Genomic DNA, 26,794 nt, shown 5'->3' with positions numbered 1-26,794 from the left:
GAGGAAGTAAGACAGTGCCGGAGACGGTTCAGCAGCTCTTGCGGCAGCGCAGGCATGACGACACCCCTGCCATCGCCTACGGCGAGCGAACCTGGACCTGGCGCGAACATCTCGCCGAAGCCGAGACGGAGGCGGCGGCGCTGATCGCTCTCGCCGATCCGGCTCGCCCGTTGCATGTCGGTGCCGCGCTGGGCAATTCACCGGCGATGCTGCGCGCGATGGCCGCCGCCGCGCTGGGCGGCTACGTGCTGTGCGGCCTCAACACCACCCGCCGCGGCCCCGCGCTGCTCTCCGACATCAAACGCTCCGACTGCCAGATCCTGCTTGTCGACGACGAGCACCTGCCGTTGTTGGAGGGCTTGGATCTCAACGGAATTCAGGTTCTCGATGTGGGTGCAGCGGCCTACGCGGATGCGGCCGCCGCGGCGCCGCCGTTGACCCCGCACCGCGAGGTCATCGGTGCCGACACGTTCATGATGATCTTCACCTCCGGAACCAGCGGCAATCCGAAGGCGGTGCGGTTCGCGCACGGGATGGCGATCATGTGCGGCGCCAGCCTGATCTTCCAGTACGACGTCACCGCGGACGACATCTGCTATCTGGCGATGCCGCTGTTCCACTCCAACGGCGTCGCCGCGGGCTGGGCCGTCGCCGTCGGCAGCGGCGCCCTGATGGTCCCGGCCAAGTTTTCGCCGTCGCGGTTCATCGACGACGTCCGCCGCTACCGGGTGACCTACCTGAACTACGTCGGCAAGCCGCTGGCCTTGATCCTTTCCACGCCCGAGCGTCCCGACGACGCCGACACGACGCTGCGCATCGCGTTCGGCAATGAGGCAACCGACCGCGATATCGCGGAATTCGCACGGCGTTTCGGGTGCCGGGTGGTCGACAGCTTCGGGTCCAGCGAGTTCGCGGTGATCGTGGTGCGCGAAGATGGTACGCCGCCCGGTTCTATCGGCAAGCCGTATCCCGGGGTCAGCATCTACAACCCGTCCACCCTGAAGGAGTGCGCCGTCGCGCGGTTCGACGAACACGGCGCGCTGACCAATTTCGACGACGCCGTCGGCGAACTGGTCAACACCCAGGGCGCCGGGCCGTTCGTCGGGTACTACAACGATCCGGACGCCACTGCCGAGCGGATGCGGCATGGTATGTACTGGGCGGGCGACCTGGCCTACCGCGATGCCGACGGCTGGATCTACCTGGCCGGCCGCACCGCCGACTGGATGCGGGTAGACGGCGAGAACCTCGCGGCGGCACCGATCGAGCGGATCCTGGAACGGCTGCCACAGGTCAGCCAGGTCGCGGTGTATGCCGTGCCGGACGAGCGGGTCGGCGACCAGGTCATGGCCGCGCTGGTGCTTCGCCGCGGAATGGATTTGCGGCCAGCCGATCTCGAGGATTTCCTGGCCGCGCAAAGCGACCTCTCGCCGAAGGCGTGGCCGCGCTATGTGCGCATCAACGACGATCTTCCGGCGACCGCCACGAACAAGATCCTCAAGCGCGAGCTGATCGCCGCAGGCGTCAGCGCGCAGGGCGGTGTGCTGCTGACCCGGGAGCCGCGCGGCACGACGTATGCAGCTGCTGCACAACCAGTTTCGGAATCCGCACCGTCGTAGCTCATTCCGCGGTGGTGGGCGCCTCGCCGAATCGGGCCAGGACGAGTGTGCCGCCCACGGCCACGACGAATCCGAGGATGACCAGCCAGCCCCAGCCGGGCCGCGCGGTGTCGCCCAGCCACAGCACGCCGACCAGTGCGGGTGCGATGGTCTCGCCGACGACCATGGCGGCCACCGTCGTGGTGACCGACCCGCGTTGTAATGCCGAGGTGAACAACAGGAATCCCGCGGCGCCGCCGCCGGCCGCGGCGTACAGCGCGGGTTGGTGTAGAACTCGGCCTTGGTCGGGTCGATCTCGTCGAGCAGGCGCACCCCGATCTCGACGACACCGAACCCGCTTCCGGCGGCCAGCCCCAGCGCGAGCGCCCGCTCCCGGGCGGGCAACCGGCCGGCAACCGCCCCGCCGAGGAATATCGCGACGACGACAACGACCATGGCCCAGCCGAGTCCGGGCGGCCCGTGCCGGAAGTGTCCCGGCCCGGCCGCGCACGCGAGTGCGGCGAGGCTCACGCAGACCACACCCACGGCCGTCCACTCGGCCCTGGACAGCCGGGCCGAGAGCACCCACACGGACACGATGCCGGTGACCGCGATCGAGGCGGCCAGCGCGGCGGCGACGACGTAGATCGGGACCAGGCGCAGCGCCGCGACCTGCAGTCCGAAACCGAGGCCGTCCAGGCCGATGCCCACGATGTAGCGCCACTGACGCAGGGCGCGCAGTAGCAACAGAGCGTCGACACCGGACTTGCCGCCCGATTCCACCGACCGCGCCGCGACCGCCTGCAGCACCGAGGCGGTGCCGTAGCACACCGAACAGCCCAGAGCGAGTAGGAATCCGATCAGCACAGAGGAGACAGTAGCCGAGCCGACGCCGCCTAGCCGCTGATCTGAAGTTCCAGGGCGAGGGCCTGCAGCCGCGCGGAATAGGCTTGGACCCCCCAGGCCATCGCCTCGCCGTCCAGTTCGTTGTGCAGCGCACGATCCCGAATTCGCTCCCAGTTTCCGGCGACGTCCTCGATCGTCGGGTGCGGTCCGAACGTCGCACCCTCGGTGTGCGAGATGGCATAGCGGCAGTAGTAGCCGCCGGTGGCGCCGAAAACCTCTGCCGTCGCGGGACATTCGCGATGCACCAAGGCCAGCGCCATCGGGGTGACCCGGCTCGCCGTCAGGAGCGCGACGTATTCGGCCGAGTCCAAAGAGATCTCGAGTTCTGGGGGCCGTCCGCGCAGTGCCGCGTCGCCGTCGGGAGTGAACACCGAGAACAGGCGGGTGTCGAACGCGGCCGGGGCGAGCGCGTTGACCCGGATCCCGTACCGCATTCCCTCCCAGGCCACCGAGCGCGTCATGCCGATGACACCCATTTTCGTGGTGGCGTATGCCGCCTGCCCGAACGCGCCGGACAGACCGGACGCCGACGTGAGCGTCACGATGCGACCGCCGCCGCCGTCCTTCATCGCGCGATAGGCGGCGCGCACCGTGCGAAACGTGCCACGCAGATTCACCGCGGTGATGCGGTCGAAGTCCTCGTCGGTGACGTCTTCGAAATGGTCGTCCAGCACGATCGCCGCGTTGTGGATCAGGCCGTCGACGCGACCCCAGGTGTCCATCGCGAGATCGACGATCTGTTGGGGCCCTTCGCCGGACGAAACGCTCGCACCCGAAGCCACCGCCGCACCGCCGGCGGCGACGATTTCGTCGGCGACCTCTTGCGCCATCGACGGGTCGCAGCCGCCACCCCGGGGGCTGCCGCCCAGATCGTTCACGACGACGCGAGCACCGCGGCGGCCCAGTTCGACCGCCTGGGATCGGCCGATCCCGCCGGCGGCGCCGGTGACGATGACGACGTCGCCGTCGAATCGGATCATGTCGTCTCCCTAGAGGTCGGGCGCGTCGTTGGGAAAGAGCCCGGCCGGTGCGGCGCCGTCGACCTCGAGCAGCTTGCCGGTGATCCACGACGATGCAGGCGAGGCGAAAAACAAAGCGGCCGATGCGATATCGTCCGGGGTTCCGTTGCGGCGCATCGGAGTCTTGGCGCGCAGACCTTCGCGGACATCGGGCATCGCATCCATGAATCCCCGCAGCGCCTCGGTTTCGACACAGCCGGGCAGGATGGCGTTCACCCGTACCCTCGGCGCCAGTTCGATGGCCGCGAGTTGAGTGAGCTTGCCCAGTGCCGACTTGGCCAGACTGTAAGGGAGAAAGCCGCGCTCGTTCTGCATGCCCGACATGGACCCGATGTTGACGATGGCCCCACCCCCGCGAGCCAGCATGTGCGCCAACGCGTGCCGGCCGAGTTCGAACGGGGCCGACACATTGAAGCGGAAGGCGCTCTCCAGCAGGGCGACGGTCATGTCGGGGTAGGTGCCGAGCTGTTCGACGCCACCGGCGTTGTTCACCAGGATGTCCAGGCCACCCAGCGAGCGGGCCGCCGTCTCGACAATATCTGTGAGACAGTCGATTTCGGTGACATCGGCGGGGATCGCGACGGCATTGCGGCCGAGCGCCCGGATCTCTTCGGCGACCGCGTCCAGGTCTTGTTCGGTCCGGGCGACGAGCGCCACATCGGCTCCCGCTTTGGCGAAGGTCAGCGCGATGCCTCGCCCGATACCCTTTCCGGCACCCGTGACGAGAGCGGCCCTGCCGTCGAGGCGAAACTGCTCGGCGATATCAGACACCGGCTAGACCTTGATGCCGAAGATCTCGGCGGCATTGCCCCGGCAGATCTGGTCGACCTCGCCGGCCGGTACACCGTCGAACTGCTTGGAGATCCAGTCCGCGGAGAAGGGGAACGAACCCTCGTGGTGCGGATAGTCGTTGCCCCACATCAGGCAGTCCAGACCGGTCAGGTCGCGATTGCGGATCGCAAGCGGATCCCACATGAAGGTGGCGTGCGTCTGGCGCTTCAGGTAGTAGCTCGGGTGCACGTCGATCTTGGCCGGGCCCATCAGGTCGTCGATGCCCAGCTGGTGCAGGCGGCTCTGACTGAAGTGGTGGTCGTAGAACTGCATCGCGAAGGCGAGCCATCCCGCGTATCCCTCGGTGCAGATCACGTGCAGGTTGGGATAGCGCTCGAATGCGCCGCTGTAGGTCATCCAGCCCAGCGTTTCGCCCATGCCGCAGCTCTGCACATACCAGCCGATGTCCTGCCGGCCGGGGTACGCCATCAGCCCCGGCCCGACCAATGGTTGGCGCAGGCCACCGACATGCATGGTGATCGGGATCCGCAGGCTGTCGGCGGCCTCCCACAGCGGCTCCCACTCCTGCATGTAGTAGGGACGCTCGAAGATCCCGTCCGGCAGCAGTGCGGGCCGCAGCCCCATGCCGGCGGCGCGCTCGAGTTCGGCCACCGAGGCCGCAACGTCCTTGAACGGCAAGTGAATACCGGGCGCGACCCGGTCGAGATACGGGCCCCAATGGTCGGCCAGCCAGTCGTTGGCCACCTTGCAGTAGGCGATGTCGGCGTCGGCGGGAATCCCGTTGGGCATGTCCGCGATTCGGCCGATCAGCACCGCGCCGTAGACACCGTCGCGCTCCAGATCGGCGAGCTGTTCGGCCGCGTCCAGGCTGATGTGGGCCTCGCTGACGACGTTGCCCTCGGCGCCCGTCGCGTCGGCCTGGATGTCGGAATCGGTGCCCGCGCCGGTCATCATCGACAGCGACACGATGTGACCGAGTTTGTAGACGTCCTTGCCGTTCTCGTCCTTCTCGAGCCGGGGGAAGTACTCCCGGTACTGCTCCGGCAGCTCGTTGACTATCGAGAGCGGCGGGGTGATGTGGCAGTCGGCCGTGACGAGCTTTTCAGGCACCATGGTGTTGCTCCTGCAGTTCGGAAAGCTCGGGGTTCACCGGGCCGCCCGGCATCATCGGGAAGGACCGCGAATCCCAGTAGTCTCGGTTGTGCACGATGCGGCCCTCGTTGTCCGTCTCGCCGACCGAGGCACCGCGACAAGCGAATTCGATGTCGAACGCGGTACCCGACATGGTCCATTCGACCATGTAGCGGTTGCCGTCCTGCATGCCGCCGTGGTGGGTGAATTTGCAGTCCGGCACGGCCATCAGGGTGACTTCGACCATGTTCTTGACGCCCTCGTGGCCCTCGAATTCGATGTGGCCCGAGACGTCCTCCCACTTGATGTCCGGCGAGCAGATGGCGACCATCGGCTCGACCTCATGGGTGTTGAACGCGTCGATGAATTGCTCGCTCCACGACATCGTGGATCTCCGTTCCGCGGCTCCTATACGATCGTCTAGTACCCTAGACGATCGTATAGTGATGTCAATAGGCAACTGCTTCAGCGCGCAAAGTGCTTGTCTACAAACGAATTCGGAGCGGATGCGGCTGGTCAGGCCGAGACGCGTTTCGCGCCACGGGCGGTTCGGCGTGGGGACACGCCGGGGAGGTCAACGATGCGGCGCGCCATATCCAGCAGCTGGTTGCGCAGGGTGTCGTCGTCGAGGTCCGCGACGAGCGGATGCGAAACGGTACCGCCGACGACACACGTCAGGGCGGCCAGCCGCACCTGGGTATCGGGTCCGGGTCCGTCGCCGACGAGCATTCCGTACAGCCTCTCGACGAAACGCTGGAATGGTTCGTGTTCGGAAAGCAACCGCACGATCACCGGGTCGAACTGCAGGGTGTTGGCCGCGCGACGGTGCTCCACGGCATGGTCGATGACGCGATTGAGCAGCAGTTCGCGCGCTTCGATGCGGCAGTCCAGTGCCTCGGCGGCTTCCAGTGCGTCTTCAAGCCTGGCGAGTTCCATCTCCGCGACGGCGATGACGATCTCGTCCTTGGTGTTGAACTGGTGGTAGATCGCGCCTTTGGTGACCCCGATGGCATCGGCGATCATCTGATACGACGTGGCACCCACGCCGTGCTCGGCGAACAGCTCCATCGCCGCGCGTAGGGTTCGTAGCTGCGCGGCGGAGCGCGGTGTGGAACCAAGCCGGGCGGTCGGCTTTTTGAGGGACGGCACCGAGCAAGGGTATACGGCCGAGCGCGGCCAGTGCTAGACGAACGTCTAGGGCGACAATGGCGCAGTGGGGAATTCACGGGCGTGAAGGGATAGCGATGACGGGTGTGGAAGGCAAGGTTGTGGCCGTCACCGGCGCGAGCGGCGGGATCGGTGCGGCGACCGCCCGTCTGCTCGCCGAACGCGGCGCACGCTTGATCCTCGGTGCGCGACGCGTCGAACGCCTTGACGAGATCGCTGGGGAAATCCGCGCGCACGGGGGACAGGCCGCCACCTGCCGGCTCGACGTCGCCCGCCGCGAGGACCTCGAGCTGCTCGTCGGAACCGCGGTCGATCAGTTCGGTCGACTCGACGTGTTGGTGAGCAACGCCGGGATCAGCAAGATCGGACCGATCTCGGAGCGCGACGTCGACGGCTGGGCGGCGATGATCGACGTCAACCTGCGTGGGGTGTTGCACGGATTCGCCGCGGCACTACCGGTCTTTCGCGAGCAGGGCCGGGGACATTTCGTGACGACGGTGTCGACGGCCGGGCTGAAGATCGTGCCCACCATGGCGGTTTACGCGGCGACCAAGAACGCAGTACGCACCGTGATGGAAGGTCTGCGTCAAGAGTCCACCGACGGCGTGGTGCGCACGACGTCGATATCTCCGGGCTTTGTCGACACCGAACTCGACAGCTCCATCGACGACGCGGCGTTGCGCGAACAGGTCCGGCGCACGATGAACGACTTCGGTATTCCGCCAGAGGCTGTCGCGCGAGCCATCGCATTCGCCATCGAGCAACCCGACGATGTGGAGATCGGAGACATCACCATTCGTCCCACGATCCAGGGTTAGCTATGGCGCGACACGAAATGACTGACCGCGTCGGCGATTTCCTGAGGGTAATCCTCTTGTAGAAAGTGCTTGCCCGGCAACAGGATCGGCTCCGTGACGCCCGCGGCGCGTTGCGCCTGGACGCCTTGACGTCGCCACGGCAACATCTTGTCGCGTTCTCCCCAGACGATTTGCACCGGGTACGGCCGGTGCCGGACGGCATCGAGGTACTGCTGCTGCTTGGCGGCGTTCAGTTCGAAACCGCGCATGATCTTCAGGAATGCCCGCCCGCCGTCGTCGCCGAAGAGCAGCGGCAGCCAGCAGGCGATTTCGGCGGTGGGCACCCGGCGACTCACCCCGACGAGTCGCATGATGGACAGAAAAGCGCCCGGCACCCGCAGGGATGCCAGCCACGCTTCTCCGATGCCCCGGCGCGCGAAAGGTTCCATCGGCCATGGCCGATGGAACGACTGCACTTCGATGAGGGTGTTCAGCAGCGTCATCGACAGCACCCGCTTGGGTACGGCGTTGGCCACCTCGAATCCGATGGGGCCGCCGATGTCATGCACGACCAGGTGGAAGCGGTCGAGTTGCAGTTCGTCGATCGCCGACAGCAACCATCGGCCAAGTCCGGTCCAGGTGTAGTCGGCATCGATAGGCCGTTCCGCGAACCCCAGGCCGGGCAGGTCGATCGCGATGGCGCGCAATCCGCTGGCGGCAATTGCCGGTACCACCTTGCGGTAGAGGTAGGCCGAGGCAGGAACGCCGTGCACGCACACCACCGCGGGTGCGTGGGGCGGCCCATCGTCAAGGGCAAACGACGAAATGCCACCGGCCGTGAAGGTACGGCCGGATGAGCGATAACGCGCGAGTAGCCCCTCGACCTGTGCGGTTTTCACGCACGCCGTCCAGGCCGGCCTTGGCGGTTGGTTGCGGCCATGTGTCGTAATCCTTTCCCGTTCCGGACTTACGCCGTCGTCGATTTCAAAGTTCAACACCGCGGCGGCCAGAAAGCATCCGTCCGGCTGCGTCAGATGGTGAGGACGAACTGGCGCCTCAGCCCGCTCGTGTTTCGTCCGGCGGCCGGCACAGTGGTGCGAGGTAGTGCAGCACCAGGGCGGTGACGATGCCGTAGCCGAGATGCGGAATCAGGTCGCTGATCCAGTCGACGGGGCTCCAGGTGAGCGGATTGGTGACCCCGAGAACGGTCATCGGTCCGTTCGTGCCCACCAGGGCGATGGCCGATGCGACCAGCGTGGCGACCAGTAGTCCCGGCCGCCAGCCCAGGGCATACGCCAACCCGAGGATGATGCCCATGCCAATGCCCGCGGCGTACCCGGTGAGCGCGCCGAGGCCCGAGATTCGGTTGGCGAGCACGTCGCCGCTGCCGGGAACCGTGAGGCCGAACAGCCTCGCCATGGCTTCGACGGTTCGTTCCGGTGTACTGCTGGTCGGACGGCCCCGCACCGCGATGTCGAGGTAGGTGATGACATTCAGCGTGGTGGTGCCCGCGGCACCCGCGGCGGCGCCACCCAGCACGCCCGGCCACAGCCGTTTGCCTTGCAGTCTCGAACCAACCCCACCGGATTGCCTGAGTTCCATAACGACAGTCTCCTTGCCCGCGGCTCTACCCTACGTACCGCAAGAGAACTACGATTTGACACGTGCGTAATCGCAAATGCAAGACCATAGCCGCAGCGTGTGGCGGTGCGGCGGGGCTGGCCGTGGCACTGTTCGGACTTGCCGATCCTGGTGCGCCAAGCACCAGCCTGAGCGACCCGCCCCCATCACCCGGCCCTTGTTGCTGGGCCAGCGACGCGTCGCAGCCGATGGGCCTGACGATCCAAGGCAGTGCCGGTAACTGCATCGTCGGTCTGAACTGCGGGCGCATCAACCCAAACCGGCCTCCGCCCGCGACCAACCCGCCGCGACTTCCGCAGTCGTAATGAGCGCAGCCGGTCGTGGCGGCCGCCATAGGGTCCGCGCGCGGTTACCCTGGACGGGGTGGCGATCTACAACGGCAAAACGGCAGCCGCCTTGTGCGGTGGAGCGGCCGTACTTGGCCTGGCGTTCGGCGGTATTGACGCACTCGACCAGTCGCGGAGCAGCGCAACGATTCCCACTTCGACGGTGCTCCCCGCGCCCCCCGGGGATGGTGGCGGCGCCCTACCGGTCAAACCCGCCGGCGGAGGCCCGGGCTGCATCGTCGGCCTGAACTGTGGGCCCATCAACCCGGACCGGCCTCCGCCCCCGAAGCGGCCCCCGCGGCTGGTGCATGGCCCGGGCGATCCTCTTCCATTGCCGCAGCACCCATAGCCGGATGGCTCAGCGCTGACCCGCCAACCGAATCATCAGCGGTTTTCCTATCATTTGGTAATGAGCGCCGGTGAGTTGGACACCGTGGGCTCGCCGGCATTCACCGACGAGGACCCGGCCCGGTTTCGCGCGGCCGGATGGTGGTCCGACTCGACATTGTCGGATGCGGTGCGCCGCAATGCCACACAATCACCGGATCGCTTCGCGTATTGCGATGAACCCGGTGTGGCGCTGACGTGGCGCGAATTCGATTCTGTGGCGGCGAGTTTGGCGGGGCAACTGGCCGGTCTCGGCATCGTGCGCGGTGATCGAGTTGCGGTGTGGCACGGTGACTCCACCGCGATCCACGCGCTGTTCGTAGCGATCGAACGGTGTGGCGCCGTCGTCGTCGGCATCGGCGCGCGCGCCGGTACCCGCGAGGTGGGCGCGTTGCTGCGCAATGCGCAGCCGGCGATCCTGATCAGCGACCCCAAGCACAGCGAAGCCGCCGCCGCGACCGCGGCCGAATCGTCGGTTGCTCTGGTAATCCTGGAACAGGAGGCGGGCCTGCCGCGCCTGAACACCGACGTGCCGAGCAAGGCCGTCGCCGCCGAATCTCAACTCGGCGCCGACGATGTTTTCCTGATCAACTCCACGTCGGGAACCACGGGGCTGCCCAAGTGCGTCGTGCACACGCAGAACCGGTGGCATTACTTTCACCAGAAGGCCGTCGCGAACGGGCTGTTGACATCCGACGACGTGTTCCTGCCGGTCATTCCCACGCCTTTCGGCTTCGGAATATGGACCAGCCACACCACTCCGATCTATCTCGGTGCCAGCTCGGTGATCCTGGACCGCTTCGCCACGCGCGCGGCGTGTGAGGCGATAGCCCGGCACCAGATAACCGTATTATGTTGCGTGAGTTCGCAATTGACGATGCTGATGGCCGACCGCGCGTCCCGGGATTACGACCTGAGTTCGCTGCGTGTCGTCTTCACCGGCGGTGAGGCGATACCGTACCGGCCCGCGGCCGAATTCGAAGAGCTGACCGGGGCGAAGATCCTGCAATTCTACGGCTCGAACGAAACCGGGTTACTCAGTGCGACAACCGTGGAGGACCCGCTGGAACGTCGACTGCGCACCGGCGGCCGGATCGTTCCCGAAATGGCGGTGCGGCTCTTCGACGGCGATCAAGACGTCACCGCCACGGGGCGGGGCCAGCCGGCGTGCCGGGGCCCGGCGACCAGTCTCGGCTATCTCGGGGGTACCGACCACGACAAGCTGTTCACCCGCGACGGGTGGATGCTGATGGGCGATATCTGCGAACTCGACGCCGACGGCTACCTGACCATCACCGGCCGCACGTCCGACTTCATCCTGCGTGCCGGCAAGAACATCAGCGCCTCACAGGTCGAGGACGCCGTGATGACCCATCCGGCGATTGCGCTCGCGGCGGCGGTGGCGATGCCGGATCCGGTGTTCGGGGAAAGGGTCTGCCTCTACGCCGAACTCGCCGACTCCGCGACCGTTGACCTGCCCGCTCTCGTCGATCACCTGTTGGCGCTGGGGGTTTCGAAGGAACTGCTGCCCGAACGCCTCATTGTCGTCGACGAAATACCCCGGTCGTCCGGTGGAAAGGTCGCCAAAGGCGATCTCCGCCAAGATATTCGAGCAAGGATGGAGACCGATCATGAACACGCCTAATCCACGACGAGGTGGTCTGGAGGTGTGGGCACCGTCCGTGGTGCCCCCGATCGGCGTCGAGCTGTCCAACGAGCAGGCGCTCGCCGTGGCCTTCCGTCATCTGGCCGGCATCGGGTTCTCCGAGAACATGGCCGGACACATCACCTGGCAACTCGACGGGCAGACCGACATGTTGGTCAATCCGTGGGGCCTCTGGTGGCAGGAACTCACCGCGTCCGATATCTGCTTGGTGGACAGCGAAGCTCGGGTGGTGCGCGGCCGTTGGGATGTCACTCCGGCAATCCACATTCATACCGAGTTGCACCGGGTCCGCGAGGACGCCCGCGTGGTGATTCACAATCATCCGTATTACGTCTGTGTGCTCGCGGCGCTGGGCAGACTGCCCGAGCTGGTGCATCAGACGGGCTCGCTGTTCCTCGACGACCTGTGCCTCGTCGGCGCCTACGACGGCGAGGTCGACAGCCCCGGCCGCGCAGCCGATCTCGCGGCCCGCATCGGCGGCGCCAACCTCACGATTCTGGCCAACCACGGCGTGATTGCGACCGGTCGCAACCTGGCCGAGGCGGTGTACCGGGCGGCGTCGATCGAACGGGTCTGCAAGCTGGCCTACGACGTCATGCTCACCGGCAAGGAGCCGGTCGCGATGAACTGGTCCGACATGGCGGGCATGCAGCGATCGCTGATCGAGCGCGCCGCTGACGTGTATTGGGCGGGGGCGGCGCGGATGACCATCAAGGCGGATCCCGATGTACTCAGCTGAACGGCGAGCAGACGCAAAAGCACCCAATTCACGCCGAATTCAGGCGCTTTTGCGTCTGCTCGCGCTGGCACAAGGAGCTGACTGGTGAAATCGATCGACGAGCTGGCCTCGAACCTGAGTTTCACGACGGCCAAGACCGGTGACGAGCGCTCGGTCACGTTTCTGCCGGACCCGCCGCGTTCGCCGCGCCGCTACACGGTGATCTCGGTGGACGACCACATCGTGGAGCCCCCGGACACGTTCACCGGCCGGCTGCCGCGAAAGTTCGCCGACCGGGCGCCCAGGGTCGTCGACACCGACACCGGCGGACAGACCTGGGTCTACGACAACCAGGAACTGCCCAACGTCGGGTTCAACGCCGTGGTAGGGCGACCGGTGGCGGAGTACGGCTTCGAGCCGGTTCGATTCGACGAAATGCGCAGGGGCGCATGGGATATTCACGAACGCGTCAAGGACATGGACCTCAACGGCATCTACGCGTCGCTGAACTTTCCCTCGTTCCTGCCGGGATTCGCCGGCCAGCGGTTGCAGCAGGTGACCAAGGATCGCGATCTGGCGCTGGCCTCGGTTCGCGCCTGGAACGACTGGCACCTCGAGGTGTGGGCGGGGTCGTACCCCGACCGGATCATTCCCTGCCAGCTGCCCTGGCTGCTGGACCCCGAACTGGGCGCGGAGATGATCCGCGAGAACGCCGAGCGCGGTTTTCACGCCGTCACGTTCAGCGAGAACCCCGCGATGCTCGGATTGCCGAGTATCCATTCAGGACACTGGGATCCGATCATGGCCGCGTGTGCCGAGACCGGGACGGTGGTGAATCTGCACATCGGATCGTCGGGTTCCTCGCCGTCGACCACCGAGGACGCACCTCCCGACGTCCAGGGCGTGCTCTTCTTCGCCTACGCCATTTCGGCGGCCGTCGACTGGTTGTACTCCGGATTGCCCAGCAGATTCCCGGATCTCAAGATCTGTCTGTCCGAAGGCGGAATCGGCTGGGTGGCAGGCTTGCTCGATCGCCTCGACCACATGCTCAGCTATCACGCGATGTACGGGACCTGGGCAGCGATGGGGGAGAAGCTCACTCCCGCAGAGGTTTTCACCCGCAACTTCTGGTTCTGCGCGGTGGAGGACAAGTCGTCGTTCGTGCAGCGCGACCGAATCGGTATGGACAACATCATGCTCGAAGCCGATTACCCGCATTGCGACTCGACCTGGCCGCACACTCAACAGACGATCCACGAGGAGATCGGTGATCTACCGCCCGACGCGATCCGCAAATTCACCTGGGAGAACGCGTCGCGCCTGTACCAGCATCCGGTGCCGGCAGCCGTGCAGCAGGATCCCGAGGCCTTCTGACCGGTCACTGTCCGGCCTTCGGGCACGGGCAGTCACCGGAGTCGGCCAGCGTGTCGGTGCGCGCCGTGTTGCGGTACGACACCGACGCGGTGGTGGGTGTGGGCTTGTCCGTCAGCGGCGCGGTGGTCCCCGCAGCCACCGCGACCGCTGACGACGACACCGGACTGGCTTCCGGGCATGACGGCGTCACGACCCAGTCCATGAATTGCCATATCGCGGCAACCAGGGTGATCAGCAGTAAAACCGTCGCGACCGCGTGGGCCACCAGGTAGTAGCAGTATCCGGTCGAGGTCGGTGGTGAACCGTCGCCAGCGGCAACCATTTTGAACGTCACCTGTCGCATCGAGAGGCCCCTTTCTTGACCTAGCGGTGTCACCCGCCACAACCGTTGCTCGATAGTTCTTCGGAGCCCAAGGGCGATCGGATGGGCAAACTTCGATTCGAAGCGCCTGCACCCGCGTGACCAGCTTGTATTCCCCGCCGAGTACTTCGGGGGTGGCCATCGAGGCCGCCGATGCGCTTCGCTATCCGTAGGCCACCAATCCAGGAGGGGACAGTGACGACGGGCAAGGTTGATTTCAGTTCGGTCCGTTGGGGCTCGGTGGAGTGGACGAACCTCGTGACGCTATACCTGCGCGCCCACGAAAGCCGCACCCGGCATCCGATTCTGGGTGACCATGCCGCCGCGGAGGCCGTCGACCGGATCGACTACGACTTCAAACGCATACACCGCAACTCACTGCCGGCGTCGAACCAGTACCTGGTTGCGCTGCGTGCCAAACAGCTCGACGTGTGGTCCGCCGATTTCCTTGCGCACCATCCCGATGCGGTCGTCTTGCACCTGGGCTGTGGCCTCGACGGCCGTGTCTTTCGCCTCGACGTACCGCCGGCGGTGCTGTGGTTCGACCTCGACCAGCCCAGTGTCATCGAGCTTCGCCGGCGCCTGTACGACGAAACCGAGCGCTACCGGATGATCGGTTCGTCGGTGACCGATCCGCAATGGCTCCACCAGATTCCCACCGGCCACCCGACACTCGTCGTCGCCGAGGGGCTGCTGATGTACGTGGACGAGAGTGGAGTCCGCGAGCTGTTCGCGCGCCTGCTGGACCGATTCGATTGCGGCGAGCTGCAATTCGACAGCCTCTCCGCGCTGGCGCCAATGCTGTCGAAGGTGTTCACCCGGGGCATCATCAAGTGGGGCATCGGCAACGCGCGAGACATCGAAACGTGGAATCGGAAGCTGCGATTGGTCGAACAGACACCGGCGCAGGCCGGCTACGAGAAGATCGACAGCACGCTGGTGCGGTGGATCTACCGATTCTTCAACGCGTCGCCGTTCGGCCCGTACGACATGCTCAACCGCTTCGAGTTCTAGAACGGTGCGACCTCACGGCCGGTTGCCCAGCATCCCCAGGTCCGCGCGGGCTTCGTCGATCAGGTCGACTCGTGCCCGAATCATCGCGGTACGTCGTGAATCGAACTCCCGGATCGTCGCATCGATTTTCTGGCGATTCGTCGGGTTGTGCAGATATTCGGTGTTGAGTGCCGCGTACGCGGTGGACAGGGAGTTGTTGGCCTCGCGCAGCGCCAGCGTCCGAAGCCGCATGGATGCCGATCCGACCAAGTCCACCGCCGCGGCGGCATTCGACAATTGAAGGCTTGCCGATTCCCATTTGCCTATTTCGTCGAGGAAGGCCGGCTCGGTCAGCGGGTCGGCGTCCCGGTTGTATCGAGAAATGTCGACCTCTTGCTCGATGGCAACCATGATCTGCATCTTCGCCAAGAGCTCGGTGTAAGTACTCTTGCGCTCATTTCGGGCAAATTCGACATCGCTTTGTTTGCGGACGGTTTCAGCGGTAGCAACGCTGGTTTGGTACGCGAAATACGAGGCTGTCACGGCGGTGATGAGCGTGGCCAGCATTCCCGCCAGGGCTAATGCCAGTTCTTTGGTCCAGAAACGGTGCCCGGGCCGGGCGAGCTGAATTGGGACGGTGGGCCCTTCGGAACTCACGACAGTCGGGGCTTCGGTAGGAGCCTGTTCGGTCACCGCACCGTGGTGTGCGTCGACCGTGTGCCGGACTCTGGTGACGTCGGCTGGCGAGGCATCCACTCGCACAATTTAACGGCCGAGAGCTTCAGTGCATATCGAAAGTACCGCTTATACACCATTGTTTCACCTGGCGTATCGGTAGTCTGCGGCCCGCACTATCCGAACAATTCGACGTACCGCGCGGCCCCATTCGGCCGGGACGGCGCCACTGCTCACCCGAGCCGGGTCGGGGCGGTCTCGCAAATTCTATTGATTTGCTGCACGGGCGATCGCGAGCTGGTAGCGTCAACGCAACACCGGGGGTGTCGGGGCCTCAAGCGCGAAGATAAGTTCGAGCGCGAGCAGGAGGTTTTTCGTGAGAAAGATGATAGCCGTTAGCGCGCTGGCGTTTGCTGGGCTAATGACAACCGGGGTCGGGATCAGTAACGCCGACGAGATTCTGGTGGAGGGCAACTACGCGACGCAGGCCGCGTGCATGGTGGACGGCCCGCACGTCGAGGTCGTTCATCCCGGGACCTGGACTCATTTCTCGTGCGTTCAGCATTCCGACGGCCTTTGGTACTTGTACCTGAGTAACTGAGCTCCTCGCTGCTCGGCGAATAATCACAGATTCGACGCAAGCCGCCGCAGAATGTCCGCGGTGGGTTCGGCGGTCGCGTGCCGGTATCCCGTCCCCGCCCACAGGTGGACGTAGTCCGGTATCCCCGCTGCGGCAGCGGCTTTGCGCAGCGGGCTGGTCAGGTAGTGAATTGCGGGATAGCCGAACGGTGCCTGGGCCTCGTGATCGTCGATGAACGTGTTGCGCAATCCGCGGGCGGGGCGTCCGGTGAAGGCATGGGTGAGCACGGTCTCGGTCCGAGCGGGATCGGTCAGCGCAGCCTGGTGAGTTGCCGACGCACCGCTCTCGGTGGCGCGCAACAGCACGGTGCCGACGACGGCGGCTGCGGCACCCGCGCGGATCACGTCGGCCACCGCGTCGGGTGTGGCCAGCCCACCGGCCGCCAGCACGGGCAGTGGCACCGCCGCCGCGACCTGTTTGACCAGATCCACGATCGGAACCGGTTGCAACGGCCGCAGCGGCGAGAGCGTGCCGGAATGCCCGCCGGCGACCGCCGCCTGCACAGCCAGCATGTCGACGCCGGCGTCATGTGCTTGCAGCGCCTCGTCCGGCGTCGTCACCGTTTGGACCACCACGGTGTTGGCCTGCCGCAGCGCGGCGATCACGCTGCGCGGCGGGATGCCGAACGTGAACGACACCATCGGCACGGGGTCGTCGAGCAACAACGCGATCTTCTCGTCGAACCGGTCGGTGTCCTCGACGGGATCGGCCGGCAGGGTGAGGCCGAGCTGGTCGGCCTCCCGCTGAATGATCGCGGCGTAGGCGCGGTAGCTGTCGGGATCGACCGGCACCGGGTTTGGCGCAAACAGGTTGATGCCGAACGGGATTGCCTCGGCACGAACGGTTTTGAGCTCGGCTTCGACGGCTTCTACCGTTTTGTAGCCCGCGGCGAGCATGCCCAGGCCGCCGGCCGCGGTTGCGGCCGCCACCATCGCCGGCGTGGTCGGGCCGCCCGACATCGGCGCGGCGACCAGGGGAATGGACATCTCGAACTGTGCCAACATGGCGCGCCCCTTCGTCGGTGTCCGGGCTCGGTGTTTCGCAAAACCGAGCCTAGTCAGTTCCCGGACGTTCCATTCGGGTGCCGGACCTGACAGGATGCTTCAGCGTGAAGCGGCCCAACTTTTTGGTGATCCTGGCAGACGACCTCGGGTTTTCCGACATCGGCGCGTTCGGCAGCGAGATCGAAACACCCAATCTCGACCGGCTCGCTCACGCGGGTATCCGGCTCACCGATTTCCATTCGGCGCCGGCCTGCTCGCCCACCCGGGCAATGCTGATGACCGGAACCGACCACCACATCGCCGGTATCGGCACGATGCTGGAGGTCGCGGTCCCGGGATTTCAGGGTGCGCCCGGTTACGAGGGCTATCTCAACGACCGGGTCGTCGCGCTGCCCGAGCTCTTGCGTGACGCGGGTTATTTCACGGTGATGTCGGGCAAATGGCATCTGGGCCACACGATCGAAAGATCGCCGTGGGCACGCGGATTCGAGCGTTCGTTTGCACTGTTGCCCGCGGGCGCCAGCCATTACGGCGGCGCCGCGGGCCGCGGATTCTCGCCGGTGCCAACGCTTTACACCGAGGACGACCAGTTTGTCACGGTGGGTGAAGACTTCTACTCGTCGGATTCCTATACCGACACCTTGCTCGGCTATTTCCGCGACCGCGCCGAGGACGACGACCGCCCGTTCTTCGCATACCTGCCGTTCCAGGCGCCGCACTGGCCGCTGCAGGCGCCCGACGAGTCCATTGCCAAGTACCGCGGTCGCTACGACGCGGGCCCGGATGCGTTGCGCGAGGAGCGATTGGCGGCGCTCAAGCGCCTCGGCCTGTGTGCGCCCGATGTCGAGCCGCACCCGGTGGTGGCCGATGGCGCCCCGGAGTGGGCCGACATGACGGACGAGCAGCGCGCGCTTTCGGCCCGCGCCATGGAGGTCTACGCCGGCATGGTGGACCGGATGGACTGGAACATCGGCCGGGTGATCGACTACCTGGCCGAGACCGGCGAGCTGGACAACACCGTCGTGATGTTCATGTCCGACAACGGCGCCGAGGGTGCGATCGTCGAGGCGATGCCGCTGCGCGGCCCGCAGATCGTCGCGCAGATCGAAAAGAACTGCGACAACAGCCTGGAGAACCTGGGCCGGCCGACGTCGTTCATCTGGTACGGCCCCCGCTGGGCACAGGCGGCCACCGCGCCGTCACGTCTGCACAAGGCGTTCACCACCGAGGGTGGGATTCGGGTGGTCGGCTTCGTCACCTGGCCGGGCTTCGCGCGCCAGGACGCGATCGGCACGGCATTCGCGACCGTCATGGACATCACTCCCACCGTGCTGGAACTGGCCGGCGTCGAACATCCCGGCACCTCTTACCGTGACCGTGACGTCGAACCGGTGCTGGGCCGCTCGCTGGTGCCCTACCTGTCGTGCGACACCGAGGCGGTTCACCCGGGCGAGACCGGCACCGGCTGGGAGCTGTTCGGTCGCCGCGCGATCCGCCAAGGCGACTGGAAGGCGCTCTACCTGCCGCCACCGTACGGCCCGGGCGAGTGGCAGCTCTACGACCTGTCCCGCGACCGGGGCGAGATCCACGACCTCGCCGCCACCCATCCCGACAAACTGGCCGAGCTTCTCGAGTTGTGGGACCGCTACGTCGAGGAGAACGGGGTGCTGACCGAGCCGGTCTCGGTGTACGACGCCGACCCGCAGCTATTCGGCTAACAACGTTATGCGGCAATGGATTTCGGGGGGGTCATGACTGAAACGACAACATGCGCGGTGGTCGGCGGCGGACCGGCCGGGATGGTGCTCGCGCTGCTGCTGGCCCGGGCCGGCGTCGAGGTCACCCTGCTGGAGAAGCATGGTGACTTTCTCCGAGACTTTCGCGGTGACACGGTGCATCCCACCACATTGCGCCTGCTCGACGAGCTGGGCCTGTGGGAGCGCTTCGCGGCCTTGCCGCACAGCGAGCTGCACAGCGCGAAATTCGAAGCCGACGGCCGGTCGGTGACCTACGTCGACTTCAATCGCCTGCGCCAACCCCATCCCTTCGTCGCGATGGTGCCGCAATGGGATCTGCTCAACCTGCTCGCCGACGCCGCGAGTGAGGAACCGACCTTCACGTTGCGGATGAAGACGGAGGCCACCGGGCTGTTGCGCGAGGGTGGCAGGGTCACCGGGGTGCGCTACCAGGGCCCGGACGGGCCGGGTGAATTGAGGGCCGAGTTGACCGTCGGGTGCGACGGCCGGTGGTCGGCGGTTCGCCGTGCGGCCGGTCTGCCGAGTGTCGAATTTCCGGTGAACTTCGACGTGTGGTGGTTCAGCCTGCCGCGCGAGGGCAAACAGGAGTTCTCGTTCTTGCCGCGGGTGGGCCCCGGCAAGGCCCTTGGGGTGATTCCGCGTGAGGGCTACAACCAGATCGCCTACATCGGGGCCAAGGGAACGGACCCGGAGCTGAGAGAGAAAGGCATCGAGGCGTTTCGGAACGACGTCGCCGCGCTCATTCCGGAATCCGCCGCGGCCGTCGCGACGCTGAAGTCGATGGACCAGATCAAGCACCTCGACGTCCGGGTCGATCGCCTGCGGCGCTGGCACACCGACGGGCTGCTGTGCATCGGAGACGCCGCGCACGCGATGTCCCCGCTGGGTGGTATGGGCATCAACCTGGCGGTCCAGGATGCCGTGGCGGCCGCGACCATCTTGGCCGAGCCGCTGCGGCAGCATCTGGTCACCGAGCGGGACCTGGCGGCCGTCCGGCGCCGACGGCTGTTTCCGACCGCGGTGACCCAAGGCGTGCAACGGTTTCTGCAGCGGGGCATCGGTCCGCTGTTGCGCGGCGGCAACCCCACTCCGCCGGCGGCCTTCCTGGACGTGATGCAGCGACTGCCGTGGCTGTCCTTTCTGCCCGCATATTTCATCGGTGTCGGGGTCAGGCCGGAGCGTGCCCCGGCATTCGCGCGTCGCTGACGCACCCGGCGCAGTTTCCAAGTGCTAGCGTGCATTCCGTGTCCGGAAACGAAGCCCCAGTGCGGATCGGCATCCTGGGTGCCGCCGCGATCGCGCCCATGGCGCTCGTCAAGCCAGCCAAGGACAACGCCGAGGTGGTGGTCGCCGCGGTGGCCGCACGCGACGGCGCGCGTGCCCGCGCCTTCGCCGCGAAGCACGCCATCGACCGCGTGCACGATGACTACGACACGCTGATCGCCGATCCGGATCTCGACGCGATCTACAACCCGCTGCCAAACGGGTTGCACGGCAAGTGGACCCGAGCCGCCCTGGACGCCGGCAAACACGTGCTGTGTGAAAAGCCGTTCACCGCCAACGCCGCCGAGGCCCGCGAGATCGCCGACCTGGCCGCGAAGTCGGATCGAGTGGTGATGGAAGCCTTCCATTATCGCTACCATCCGCAGACCCTGCGGGTGGAGGAGATCATCGCCTCGGGGGAGCTGGGCAAACTCAAGCACGTGGAGGCGACGCTGTGCTTCCCGCTGCCGAAATTCTCCGACATCCGATACAACTACGCGCTGGCCGGCGGCGCGACGATGGATGCCGGCTGCTATACGGTCAACATGGTCCGCACGTTCGGTGGCTCGACCCCGGAAGTCGTTTCGGCGCAGGCGAAACTGCACGATCCCCAGATCGACCGGGCGATGACGGCCGAGCTGCGGTTCGCCGCGGGACACACCGGCCGCGTGCGCTGCTCGATGTGGTCGCGACGTCTTGTCGATATCAGCGCCAAGGTGGTCGGCGAACGCGGCCGGTTGCATGTGCTCAATCCGGCGTTGCCGCAGATGTTCCATCGGCTCTCGATCCGGACCGCGAACGACAATCGCGTGGAAAGCTTTCCGCGCCGGGCCACGTACGCCTACCAGCTCGACGCGTTCGCCGCGGCGGTGTTGCGCGGTGAGCCGGTGAAAACCACCCCCCAGGACGCGATCGAGAACATGACCGTCATCGACAATATCTATCGCGCCGCCGGCCTGCCGCTTCGCGAACCGAGCTGACAGGCTAGCGGCCGACCTCGGCCAACAAGCGGCGTGCGGCCTCGACACACGGACGCGTCCGATCGATCGGGCTGACCCCGGCCAACGCCAACGACCGTTGCGGCACTTCGATTTCGAGCACGATGTCGGCGGGCAGCACGGACAGGATGTCGGCGAGGGGGAGTTCACCCTCGCCGGGAACCATGCGCTCGAACATGGCTTCCTCCATGTAGTTCTCCAATCGCGGCCGCAGCGTCGTGTCGTTGAGTTGGGCGTAGCCGATGTGTTCGGGCTCGACGGCCGCGAGATCGGCGGCGCCGGAACCGGAGCGCACCAGATGCATGGTGTCGATCAGCAATCGAAAGTCCGTTCGTCCGATGTATTCTCGTGCGGCGAGAGCAGTGGGCAGGTCACCCACTGTCAGCCCGGGCACCGGTTCGACGAGGGTCTGGATACGGTGCTGAGCGGCCAGCTCGGTCAGCGCGGCGAATTGGTCGAAGGTGCGGCCGAGATCGGGGTCGAGGCTGACGACGTTGATTCGGGGTACGCCGAGCTCGGCCAATACGTCGAGATCCGCTGCGAATGAACTGGTTTCGGTGTCCGGCAGCACCAGGAACCCGTCGCCCAGCGAGGCGGCCACGCCATGGTGCCGCATCGCGGCAAGCACATTGGATCGCAGCGCGGGGTCGTCCTTGAGTGAAAACGGCGCGTAGCCGAGCGGTACCAAGGGGGCGCCCTGCACCACGGCCGAGACGTAGCGGCAGCCGAGATCCGCGGCGAGCTCGACGAATTCTATTGGCGGAAGCCCGAATCCGTTGAGAAAGCCGATCGCGAGTTCGGTCATGCCGGTCGGCCCGCCAATTGAGCCAACTGGGTGGCGGCGGCAGCCGTTTGGGTCGTCAGCGCGATCTGCCCGGACGTGACCTGCTCCTGGATCATCGGTGCCTCCAGGACCAGATCGTCGCGGATGAACGCGATGTGGGCGTGCGGGTGTGCCGCAGTGAACCCCGCCCATGCGGTCTCCGAGGCCGGGTCCACGGTCAGGATCACTTGGTAGAAATCCGCCGTCAGCGGCTTGGGGGCGTCCACGTGGGTCAGCTCGAGCCGCATCATCTCCGGTCCCAAGGTGTACCGTGTGGTCCGGGTGAGGTCGCAGGTGACCAGGACGCCGCTCGACGGTGCCGGGGCGGCCGGATTCGTCGCGGGGCACTTGTCGGGTGTGGTCGGTTGTGACTTCTCGACCGGCCGCACCGGCAGCGGCGCAATCCTGACCACCGGCGCCACGGACGGGGTGGCCGGTGCAGCGGTGCTGGTTGAGGTGGCGGTCGGGTGTTGGGCCGGATGGCAGCCACAACACAGCGCGCCGAGCAGGATGGCGCTGGTCAGCCGAGCGGTCGTCGTAGCGAGCATCGAATTCAAGCAAAGTAGGTCGAACGCCGATTGTCGTCCAATAGGGCGAATCGTGATGACACCGTTGCACTAGCGACGCGTGCTTTACGGACACTACGAACATAGAGTATGGTCGTGCTGCACGTCAGCGAATATTCACTTTAGATCCTCGCCACGAAAGCCTGTGTTCATGGCTCGAAACCCGTCCGCGTCGGCGAAAAGGCGAAAGCCCAACCCTGCTGAGCGCCGCCGCGATCTGTGCGATGCGGCGATCGAGCTGTTGGCCGCCGAGGGGGCCAAGGGGCTGAGTCATCTCAAGGTCGACCGCAAGGCCGCCGTTCCCGACGGCACCACCTCGTTCTATTTCCGGACCCGCTCCGCGCTGCTGCGTGCGGTCGCCGAACGACTGGCCGAGCTGGATCTGGAACGGCTGCAGTCCATCGCGGACAGCGCCGGCAGTAGCGGAGACAACCCCACGCCGTCGCTGCTGGCGCAGGTGGTGATCCAGGCCGGCACCGAGCCGCAGTTGTCCTGGACCAAGGCCCGTTACGAGCTGACCATGCAGGCGGCGCGGGATCCCGCGATGGCCGCGATTCTGCAGCAGGCCACCGACGCCTTCACCAAGTTGCACCGCGAGATCCTGGTGCAACTGATGCCGCGCGGGGCCGAGCTGGAATCGGCGGTGGTCGAAGATCTGAGCAATGTCACGCTGACCTTCATCAACGGTCTGTTGATGCGAGCCGCGCACGGCGACCGGGTGGTCGACACCCCGGAGCAACTCGACGCGATCCTGACGGCCATCGCCACCGGCATCCTGAAGAGTCCGGATCGGGGCGGGCTCACCGCGGCCGGCGAGGTGCACCCGGCGGGCGGGCGCCGTGCCGCCGCCTCCGGCTGACGAACCGACACCGCCGGTCAGGCGTGCGACGCGCCGCATTTCGTGCTTTTTGGGTCTTGCCACAGCATCCGCTATATGGTTCTCTACGAGAATAGAGTAAGCCGACGTTCACGGGCCGTCGGCGAGCATCGTGTCAGCCGAGCCCGTGCGTTTGTCGAAGCAAACGCATTTAAGCGGAGTGTACAAATTGCCCGAACCGGGTCCGGCGCTCATCCACTGGCAACTTCAGCGGTGTTTCGATCGCGTCGGCATCCGGAATCGGTAGTGCTAGGAGGGATTTCGTGACGGCGAGCACCGAGAGCCATGTTCGTTTCGATCCGTACGATGTCGAGCTGATCGCCGACCCGTATCCGATGTTTGCGCGCCTGCGTGACGAGGCGCCGCTGTACTACAACTCGGAATACGATTTCTACGCGTTGAGCCGATTCGCCGATGTCAACAAGGGCATCATCGACCACCAAACCTTCAGCTCCGCCCGCGGCGTGATCATGGAGCTGATCAAGGCCAACCTCGAGATCCCGCCGGGCATGCTGATCTTCGAAGACCCGCCGATTCACGACGTGCACCGCAAGCTGCTGTCGCGGATGTTCACCCCCCGCAAGATCGCCGCGCTGGAGCCGATGATCCGCGAGTTCTGCGCGCAATCGCTGGACCCGCTGGTGGGCTCCGGCCGGTTCGACTTCGTCACCGACCTGGGCGCGATCATGCCGATGAAGGTCATCAGCGCGCTGCTCGGCATTCCCGAAGAAGACCAGGAGTACATCCGCGATCGCGGTAATGCCCAGTTGCGCACCGAGCCCGGCAAGCCGATGAGTGCGGCCGAACATGGCTTGTCGGTGGGCGAGCAGTTCGAGGCCTACATCGACTGGCGCGCCGACAATCCGTCCGACGACATCATGACCGAGCTGCTCAACGTGGAGTTCGTCGACGACAAGGGGGTCACCCGGCGGCTGACGCGCGAAGAGATTCTCGTGTACCTCAACGTGGTGGCCGGAGCGGGCAATGAAACGACGACGCGGCTGATCGGTTGGGCGGGCAAGGTTCTCGCCGAGCACCCCGACCAGCGCCGCGAACTCGTCGACAACCCCTCGCTCATCCCGCAGGCGATCGAGGAGTTGCTGCGCTTCGAGCCGCCCGCGCCGCACATGGCGCGCTATGTGACGCGCGATGTCAGCTTCTATGACCAGACGGTGCCGGAAGGCAGCGTGATGCTGATGCTGCTCGGGGCGGCGTGCCGCGACGAGCGCCAGTTCGGCCCCGACGCAGGCGAATTCAACATCCATCGTCCGCCCCGGCCGCACCTCACGTTCAGTGTGGGAGCACACTTCTGCCTCGGCTCGGCGCTGGCCAGGCTGGAAGGCCGGGTCGCCCTGGAGGAGATCCTCAAGCGCTTCCCGGAGTGGGAGCCGGATCTGGCCAACGCCACGCTGAGCCCGACGTCGTCGGTACGGGGCTGGGAAACCCTGCCAACCGTGGTGCCCTGATGACCGGCCGGGTTGAGGGCAAAGTCGCCTTCATCAGCGGTGCCGCTCGCGGGCAGGGGCGCAGTCATGCGGTGCGTCTGGCGGAAGAGGGCGCCGACATCATCGCGATCGACATCTGCGGGCCGATCGACAATCTGGCCTACCCGCATTCGACTCCCGAGGATCTCGCCGAAACCGCGGATCTGGTCAAAAATCTCGACCGGCGAATCGTGACCGCCCAGGTGGATGTCCGTGACTACGAGGCGCTCAAGGCCGCGGTTGACAGCGGTGTGGAACAGCTCGGCCGGCTCGACATCATCGTCGCCAACGCGGGCGTGGGCACCGATGGCCGCAGGCTGCACAAGATTCGGGAGAACGTCTGGCAGGACATGATCGACATCAACCTGAGCGGCGTCTGGCACACCGTCAAAGCGGGTGTACCGCACATCCTTTCGGGTGGCCGCGGCGGATCGATCGTGCTCACCAGCTCGGTCGGCGGACAGAAGGCCTACCAGAACACCGGCCACTACGTCGCCGCGAAACACGGCGTGATCGGGCTGATGCGGGCCTTCGCCGTCGAACTGGGCCAGGACATGGTCCGGGTCAACTCGGTGCTTCCGACTCAGGTGAGCACCACGATGGTGATGAACGACAACACCTACCGGCTCTTTCGCCCGGACCTGGCCGAGCCCGGGCCCGAAGACTTCGCGCCGATCTCGCAGATGATGCACACCTTGCCGGTGCCCTGGGTAGATCCGGTGGATATCAGCAATGCGGTCTTGTTCTTCGCCTCTGACGAATCACGTTATGTCACTGGCGTTTCGCTTCCCGTTGACGCGGGCAGCTTGCTCAAATAAAAACCCGTAGATCAACGAAGATTTGGAGAACGTCATGGTTGAGTACGACTACGAAAAGCTGAAGAAAGAAGCCGAGCAGTACATCAAGTTCGAGAAGGACAAGAAGAACCGGATCGCCTATATCACCTTCGACCGTCCCGACGCGCAGAACGCCACCAGCCTGGGGATGCGGCAGAACTATGCCGACCTGATCCACAAGTGCAATGTGGACGACGATGTCAAGGTCGTCGTAATCCGGGGCGAGGGACAGGATTTCGGTAGCGGCGGGGACCTGCCCGAGCAGCGTCCGATGCTGGAGAACCCGGGCTTGCCGTTGCATCACGAGCTCGCGATCAACGACGACGACGTCAAGTATCCGCCGGGTGGGTCGTACCGCTACCTGTCCACCGTCACCGACTTCTACGCCAAGGCACGTGCCGGTAACCGTCCGCTGCAAGAGCTCCGCAAGATCAGCATCATCGAGGCCAAGGGCTACTGCTACGGCTGGCACTTCTACCAGGCCGGCGACGCCGATCTGGTGATCTCCTCCGACGATGCCCTGTTCGGCCACCCGGCGTTTCGCTACGTCGGCTGGGGACCCCGGCTGTGGTGGTGGGCCGAGACGATGGGACTGCGCAAGTTCTCCGAAATGCTGTTCACCGGACGGCCGTTCAGCGCCAAGGAGATGTACGACTGCGGCTTCGTCAACAGCGTGGTGCCGCGCGAAAAGCTGGAGGCGGAAACCCTCAAGTACGCGCTGGCCTGCTCGCGGTCGCGTCCAACCGACACGGTCGCGGTGCAGAAGACCTTCCTGGAGCTCTACAAGCAGCACAAGGGCGAATACTTCGGCAGCCTGCTCACCGGCATGGTCGAGGGCATGTTGCCGATGATCAAGAACGACGCCGAAGAAGTCGACCTCACCGGCGGCACCTTCGAAAAGGGCCTGAACAACGTCGTGAAGGACAACGACATGAACTTCCCGCCGGAGTGGCGCCTGAGCCGCTCGGGACGCGCGAAGCCCTGACCGTCTGAGC

Annotated in this window: 28 protein-coding genes; 15 read left to right on the top strand and 13 right to left on the bottom strand. The window is 65.8% G+C overall.

What is annotated here, in order from left to right; all coding sequences use genetic code 11:
- The first annotated feature begins 14 nt into the window (after positions 1–14).
- The gene (fadD1, locus tag G6N55_RS03780; protein ID WP_085225199.1) at positions 15–1,619 is read left to right on the top strand and encodes a fatty-acid--CoA ligase FadD1; all 1,605 of its coding nucleotides are present in this window, start codon (positions 15–17) and stop codon (positions 1,617–1,619) included.
- Between the two features lies 1 nt (position 1,620).
- Here the strand turns inward: fadD1 and G6N55_RS29680 are convergent, their stop codons facing one another.
- Positions 1,621–1,836, bottom strand: coding sequence for a hypothetical protein (locus G6N55_RS29680; protein ID WP_232078915.1), 216 nt, complete (start codon positions 1,834–1,836; stop codon positions 1,621–1,623).
- Positions 1,837–1,899: 63 nt separating this feature from the next.
- Between G6N55_RS29680 and G6N55_RS29675 the strand changes: the two genes are divergently transcribed.
- Complete coding sequence (locus G6N55_RS29675; protein ID WP_232078914.1) at positions 1,900–2,244, top strand: hypothetical protein; 345 nt, start codon at positions 1,900–1,902, stop codon at positions 2,242–2,244.
- Between the two features lie 250 nt (positions 2,245–2,494).
- On the opposite strand, the gene G6N55_RS03770 is transcribed toward G6N55_RS29675, so the two are convergent.
- The 5 genes from G6N55_RS03770 to G6N55_RS03750 form a co-directional block, all read right to left on the bottom strand.
- Positions 2,495–3,484 carry an SDR family NAD(P)-dependent oxidoreductase gene (locus tag G6N55_RS03770; RefSeq protein WP_085225201.1) on the bottom strand — a complete coding sequence of 330 codons (990 nt, stop codon included), beginning with the start codon at positions 3,482–3,484 and terminating at the stop codon, positions 2,495–2,497.
- 9 nt (positions 3,485–3,493) lie between these two features.
- Entirely contained in the window at positions 3,494–4,294 is an 801-nt protein-coding gene (locus G6N55_RS03765; protein WP_085225202.1) for an SDR family NAD(P)-dependent oxidoreductase, read from the bottom strand.
- A gap of 3 nt (positions 4,295–4,297) precedes the next feature.
- Complete coding sequence (locus tag G6N55_RS03760; RefSeq protein WP_085225204.1) at positions 4,298–5,428, bottom strand: amidohydrolase family protein; 1,131 nt, start codon at positions 5,426–5,428, stop codon at positions 4,298–4,300.
- Positions 5,418–5,831 (bottom strand): nuclear transport factor 2 family protein, encoded by a 414-nt coding sequence (locus G6N55_RS03755; protein ID WP_085225205.1) that lies wholly within the window; start codon positions 5,829–5,831, stop codon positions 5,418–5,420. Before G6N55_RS03755 ends, G6N55_RS03760 begins: the two co-directional genes overlap by 11 nt.
- A 131-nt stretch (positions 5,832–5,962) precedes the next feature.
- Positions 5,963–6,514, bottom strand: coding sequence for a TetR/AcrR family transcriptional regulator (locus G6N55_RS03750; protein ID WP_085225207.1), 552 nt, complete (start codon positions 6,512–6,514; stop codon positions 5,963–5,965).
- Between the two features lie 176 nt (positions 6,515–6,690).
- Here G6N55_RS03750 and G6N55_RS03745 point away from each other — a divergent pair, with 176 nt between their 5' ends.
- Complete coding sequence (locus G6N55_RS03745; RefSeq protein ID WP_085225209.1) at positions 6,691–7,431, top strand: SDR family oxidoreductase; 741 nt, start codon at positions 6,691–6,693, stop codon at positions 7,429–7,431.
- On the opposite strand, the gene G6N55_RS03740 is transcribed toward G6N55_RS03745, so the two are convergent.
- Both G6N55_RS03740 and G6N55_RS03735 read right to left on the bottom strand, forming a co-directional pair.
- Complete coding sequence (locus G6N55_RS03740; RefSeq protein WP_085225211.1) at positions 7,428–8,309, bottom strand: alpha/beta fold hydrolase; 882 nt, start codon at positions 8,307–8,309, stop codon at positions 7,428–7,430. The genes G6N55_RS03745 and G6N55_RS03740 overlap by 4 nt on opposite strands.
- A gap of 157 nt (positions 8,310–8,466) precedes the next feature.
- Positions 8,467–9,012, bottom strand: a complete 546-nt coding sequence (locus G6N55_RS03735; RefSeq protein WP_085225213.1) for a hypothetical protein — start codon at positions 9,010–9,012, stop codon at positions 8,467–8,469.
- Between the two features lie 774 nt (positions 9,013–9,786).
- On the opposite strand from G6N55_RS03735, the gene G6N55_RS03730 reads away from it, so the two are divergent.
- From G6N55_RS03730 to G6N55_RS03720, 3 genes are all read left to right on the top strand, one after another.
- Entirely contained in the window at positions 9,787–11,409 is a 1,623-nt protein-coding gene (locus G6N55_RS03730; protein WP_085225215.1) for a class I adenylate-forming enzyme family protein, read from the top strand.
- Positions 11,396–12,169 (top strand): class II aldolase/adducin family protein, encoded by a 774-nt coding sequence (locus tag G6N55_RS03725; RefSeq protein WP_085225217.1) that lies wholly within the window; start codon positions 11,396–11,398, stop codon positions 12,167–12,169. Before G6N55_RS03730 ends, G6N55_RS03725 begins: the two co-directional genes overlap by 14 nt.
- Before the next feature lie 84 nt (positions 12,170–12,253).
- Positions 12,254–13,522, top strand: coding sequence for an amidohydrolase family protein (locus G6N55_RS03720; RefSeq protein WP_085225219.1), 1,269 nt, complete (start codon positions 12,254–12,256; stop codon positions 13,520–13,522).
- Positions 13,523–13,526: 4 nt separating this feature from the next.
- On the opposite strand, the gene G6N55_RS03715 is transcribed toward G6N55_RS03720, so the two are convergent.
- The gene (locus G6N55_RS03715) at positions 13,527–13,865 is read right to left on the bottom strand and encodes a hypothetical protein (RefSeq protein WP_085225221.1); all 339 of its coding nucleotides are present in this window, start codon (positions 13,863–13,865) and stop codon (positions 13,527–13,529) included.
- Between the two features lie 171 nt (positions 13,866–14,036).
- Here G6N55_RS03715 and G6N55_RS03710 point away from each other — a divergent pair, with 171 nt between their 5' ends.
- A complete protein-coding gene (locus G6N55_RS03710; RefSeq protein ID WP_085225223.1) occupies positions 14,037–14,897 on the top strand; it encodes a class I SAM-dependent methyltransferase in 861 nt (286 codons plus the stop codon).
- Between the two features lie 12 nt (positions 14,898–14,909).
- Here G6N55_RS03710 and G6N55_RS03705 read toward each other — a convergent pair whose 3' ends face one another.
- Complete coding sequence (locus G6N55_RS03705) at positions 14,910–15,632, bottom strand: hypothetical protein (RefSeq protein ID WP_085225225.1); 723 nt, start codon at positions 15,630–15,632, stop codon at positions 14,910–14,912.
- 340 nt (positions 15,633–15,972) lie between these two features.
- Here G6N55_RS03705 and G6N55_RS03700 point away from each other — a divergent pair, with 340 nt between their 5' ends.
- On the top strand, positions 15,973–16,152 hold the full coding sequence (locus G6N55_RS03700; protein WP_232078913.1) for a hypothetical protein: 180 nt from the start codon (positions 15,973–15,975) through the stop codon (positions 16,150–16,152).
- A gap of 23 nt (positions 16,153–16,175) precedes the next feature.
- Here the strand turns inward: G6N55_RS03700 and G6N55_RS03695 are convergent, their stop codons facing one another.
- Positions 16,176–17,195, bottom strand: a complete 1,020-nt coding sequence (locus G6N55_RS03695; protein WP_085225229.1) for a nitronate monooxygenase — start codon at positions 17,193–17,195, stop codon at positions 16,176–16,178.
- A gap of 104 nt (positions 17,196–17,299) precedes the next feature.
- Here G6N55_RS03695 and G6N55_RS03690 point away from each other — a divergent pair, with 104 nt between their 5' ends.
- The 3 genes from G6N55_RS03690 to G6N55_RS03680 are packed head-to-tail and all read left to right on the top strand — an operon-like array spanning position 17,300 to position 21,195.
- Positions 17,300–18,913: an arylsulfatase gene (locus G6N55_RS03690; protein ID WP_085225231.1), complete on the top strand. Its 1,614-nt coding sequence runs from the start codon at positions 17,300–17,302 to the stop codon at positions 18,911–18,913.
- A gap of 33 nt (positions 18,914–18,946) precedes the next feature.
- Entirely contained in the window at positions 18,947–20,158 is a 1,212-nt protein-coding gene (locus G6N55_RS03685; protein ID WP_085225364.1) for an FAD-dependent oxidoreductase, read from the top strand.
- A gap of 29 nt (positions 20,159–20,187) precedes the next feature.
- A complete protein-coding gene (locus tag G6N55_RS03680) occupies positions 20,188–21,195 on the top strand; it encodes a Gfo/Idh/MocA family protein (protein ID WP_372517611.1) in 1,008 nt (335 codons plus the stop codon).
- A gap of 4 nt (positions 21,196–21,199) precedes the next feature.
- On the opposite strand, the gene G6N55_RS03675 is transcribed toward G6N55_RS03680, so the two are convergent.
- Together G6N55_RS03675 and G6N55_RS03670 are read right to left on the bottom strand one after the other, a co-directional pair.
- The gene (locus G6N55_RS03675; protein WP_085225233.1) at positions 21,200–22,018 is read right to left on the bottom strand and encodes a sugar phosphate isomerase/epimerase family protein; all 819 of its coding nucleotides are present in this window, start codon (positions 22,016–22,018) and stop codon (positions 21,200–21,202) included.
- Complete coding sequence (locus tag G6N55_RS03670; protein ID WP_085225235.1) at positions 22,015–22,584, bottom strand: SecDF P1 head subdomain-containing protein; 570 nt, start codon at positions 22,582–22,584, stop codon at positions 22,015–22,017. Before G6N55_RS03670 ends, G6N55_RS03675 begins: the two co-directional genes overlap by 4 nt.
- A 169-nt stretch (positions 22,585–22,753) precedes the next feature.
- Here G6N55_RS03670 and G6N55_RS03665 point away from each other — a divergent pair, with 169 nt between their 5' ends.
- From G6N55_RS03665 to G6N55_RS03650, 4 genes are all read left to right on the top strand, one after another.
- Positions 22,754–23,461, top strand: coding sequence for a TetR/AcrR family transcriptional regulator (locus G6N55_RS03665; RefSeq protein WP_085225368.1), 708 nt, complete (start codon positions 22,754–22,756; stop codon positions 23,459–23,461).
- Positions 23,462–23,742: 281 nt separating this feature from the next.
- Positions 23,743–24,945 (top strand): cytochrome P450, encoded by a 1,203-nt coding sequence (locus G6N55_RS03660; RefSeq protein WP_085225236.1) that lies wholly within the window; start codon positions 23,743–23,745, stop codon positions 24,943–24,945.
- Entirely contained in the window at positions 24,945–25,781 is an 837-nt protein-coding gene (locus G6N55_RS03655) for a mycofactocin-coupled SDR family oxidoreductase (protein WP_085225238.1), read from the top strand. The genes G6N55_RS03660 and G6N55_RS03655 overlap by 1 nt, the downstream gene beginning before the upstream one ends.
- A 34-nt stretch (positions 25,782–25,815) precedes the next feature.
- Entirely contained in the window at positions 25,816–26,784 is a 969-nt protein-coding gene (locus G6N55_RS03650; protein WP_085225239.1) for an enoyl-CoA hydratase/isomerase family protein, read from the top strand.
- Positions 26,785–26,794 lie beyond the last annotated feature (10 nt).

Source organism: Mycobacterium florentinum, assembly GCF_010730355.1.
Taxonomy (GTDB): domain Bacteria; phylum Actinomycetota; class Actinomycetes; order Mycobacteriales; family Mycobacteriaceae; genus Mycobacterium; species Mycobacterium florentinum.
Note: the sequence above shows the minus strand (reverse complement) of the source record. Positions and strands in the feature narration are given on the sequence as shown.

What these genes read in the sequence shown, in the direction of transcription:
- G6N55_RS03730 (WP_085225215.1), top strand. Translation starts at nt 9,787, where the DNA reads ATGAGCGCCGGTGAGTTGGACACCGTGGGCTCGCCGGCATTCACCGAC.
- G6N55_RS03735 (WP_085225213.1), bottom strand. Translation starts at nt 9,012, where the DNA reads ATGGAACTCAGGCAATCCGGTGGGGTTGGTTCGAGACTGCAAGGCAAA.
- G6N55_RS03655 (WP_085225238.1), top strand. Translation starts at nt 24,945, where the DNA reads ATGACCGGCCGGGTTGAGGGCAAAGTCGCCTTCATCAGCGGTGCCGCT.
- G6N55_RS03755 (WP_085225205.1), bottom strand. Translation starts at nt 5,831, where the DNA reads ATGTCGTGGAGCGAGCAATTCATCGACGCGTTCAACACCCATGAGGTC.
- G6N55_RS03685 (WP_085225364.1), top strand. Translation starts at nt 18,947, where the DNA reads ATGACTGAAACGACAACATGCGCGGTGGTCGGCGGCGGACCGGCCGGG.
- G6N55_RS03745 (WP_085225209.1), top strand. Translation starts at nt 6,691, where the DNA reads ATGACGGGTGTGGAAGGCAAGGTTGTGGCCGTCACCGGCGCGAGCGGC.
- G6N55_RS03695 (WP_085225229.1), bottom strand. Translation starts at nt 17,195, where the DNA reads ATGTTGGCACAGTTCGAGATGTCCATTCCCCTGGTCGCCGCGCCGATG.
- G6N55_RS03725 (WP_085225217.1), top strand. Translation starts at nt 11,396, where the DNA reads ATGAACACGCCTAATCCACGACGAGGTGGTCTGGAGGTGTGGGCACCG.
- G6N55_RS03675 (WP_085225233.1), bottom strand. Translation starts at nt 22,018, where the DNA reads ATGACCGAACTCGCGATCGGCTTTCTCAACGGATTCGGGCTTCCGCCA.
- G6N55_RS03750 (WP_085225207.1), bottom strand. Translation starts at nt 6,514, where the DNA reads ATGGAGCTGTTCGCCGAGCACGGCGTGGGTGCCACGTCGTATCAGATG.
- G6N55_RS03760 (WP_085225204.1), bottom strand. Translation starts at nt 5,428, where the DNA reads ATGGTGCCTGAAAAGCTCGTCACGGCCGACTGCCACATCACCCCGCCG.
- G6N55_RS03670 (WP_085225235.1), bottom strand. Translation starts at nt 22,584, where the DNA reads ATGCTCGCTACGACGACCGCTCGGCTGACCAGCGCCATCCTGCTCGGC.
- G6N55_RS03700 (WP_232078913.1), top strand. Translation starts at nt 15,973, where the DNA reads ATGACAACCGGGGTCGGGATCAGTAACGCCGACGAGATTCTGGTGGAG.
- G6N55_RS03715 (WP_085225221.1), bottom strand. Translation starts at nt 13,865, where the DNA reads ATGCGACAGGTGACGTTCAAAATGGTTGCCGCTGGCGACGGTTCACCA.
- G6N55_RS03650 (WP_085225239.1), top strand. Translation starts at nt 25,816, where the DNA reads ATGGTTGAGTACGACTACGAAAAGCTGAAGAAAGAAGCCGAGCAGTAC.
- G6N55_RS03710 (WP_085225223.1), top strand. Translation starts at nt 14,037, where the DNA reads ATGCGCTTCGCTATCCGTAGGCCACCAATCCAGGAGGGGACAGTGACG.
- G6N55_RS03770 (WP_085225201.1), bottom strand. Translation starts at nt 3,484, where the DNA reads ATGATCCGATTCGACGGCGACGTCGTCATCGTCACCGGCGCCGCCGGC.
- G6N55_RS03665 (WP_085225368.1), top strand. Translation starts at nt 22,754, where the DNA reads ATGGCTCGAAACCCGTCCGCGTCGGCGAAAAGGCGAAAGCCCAACCCT.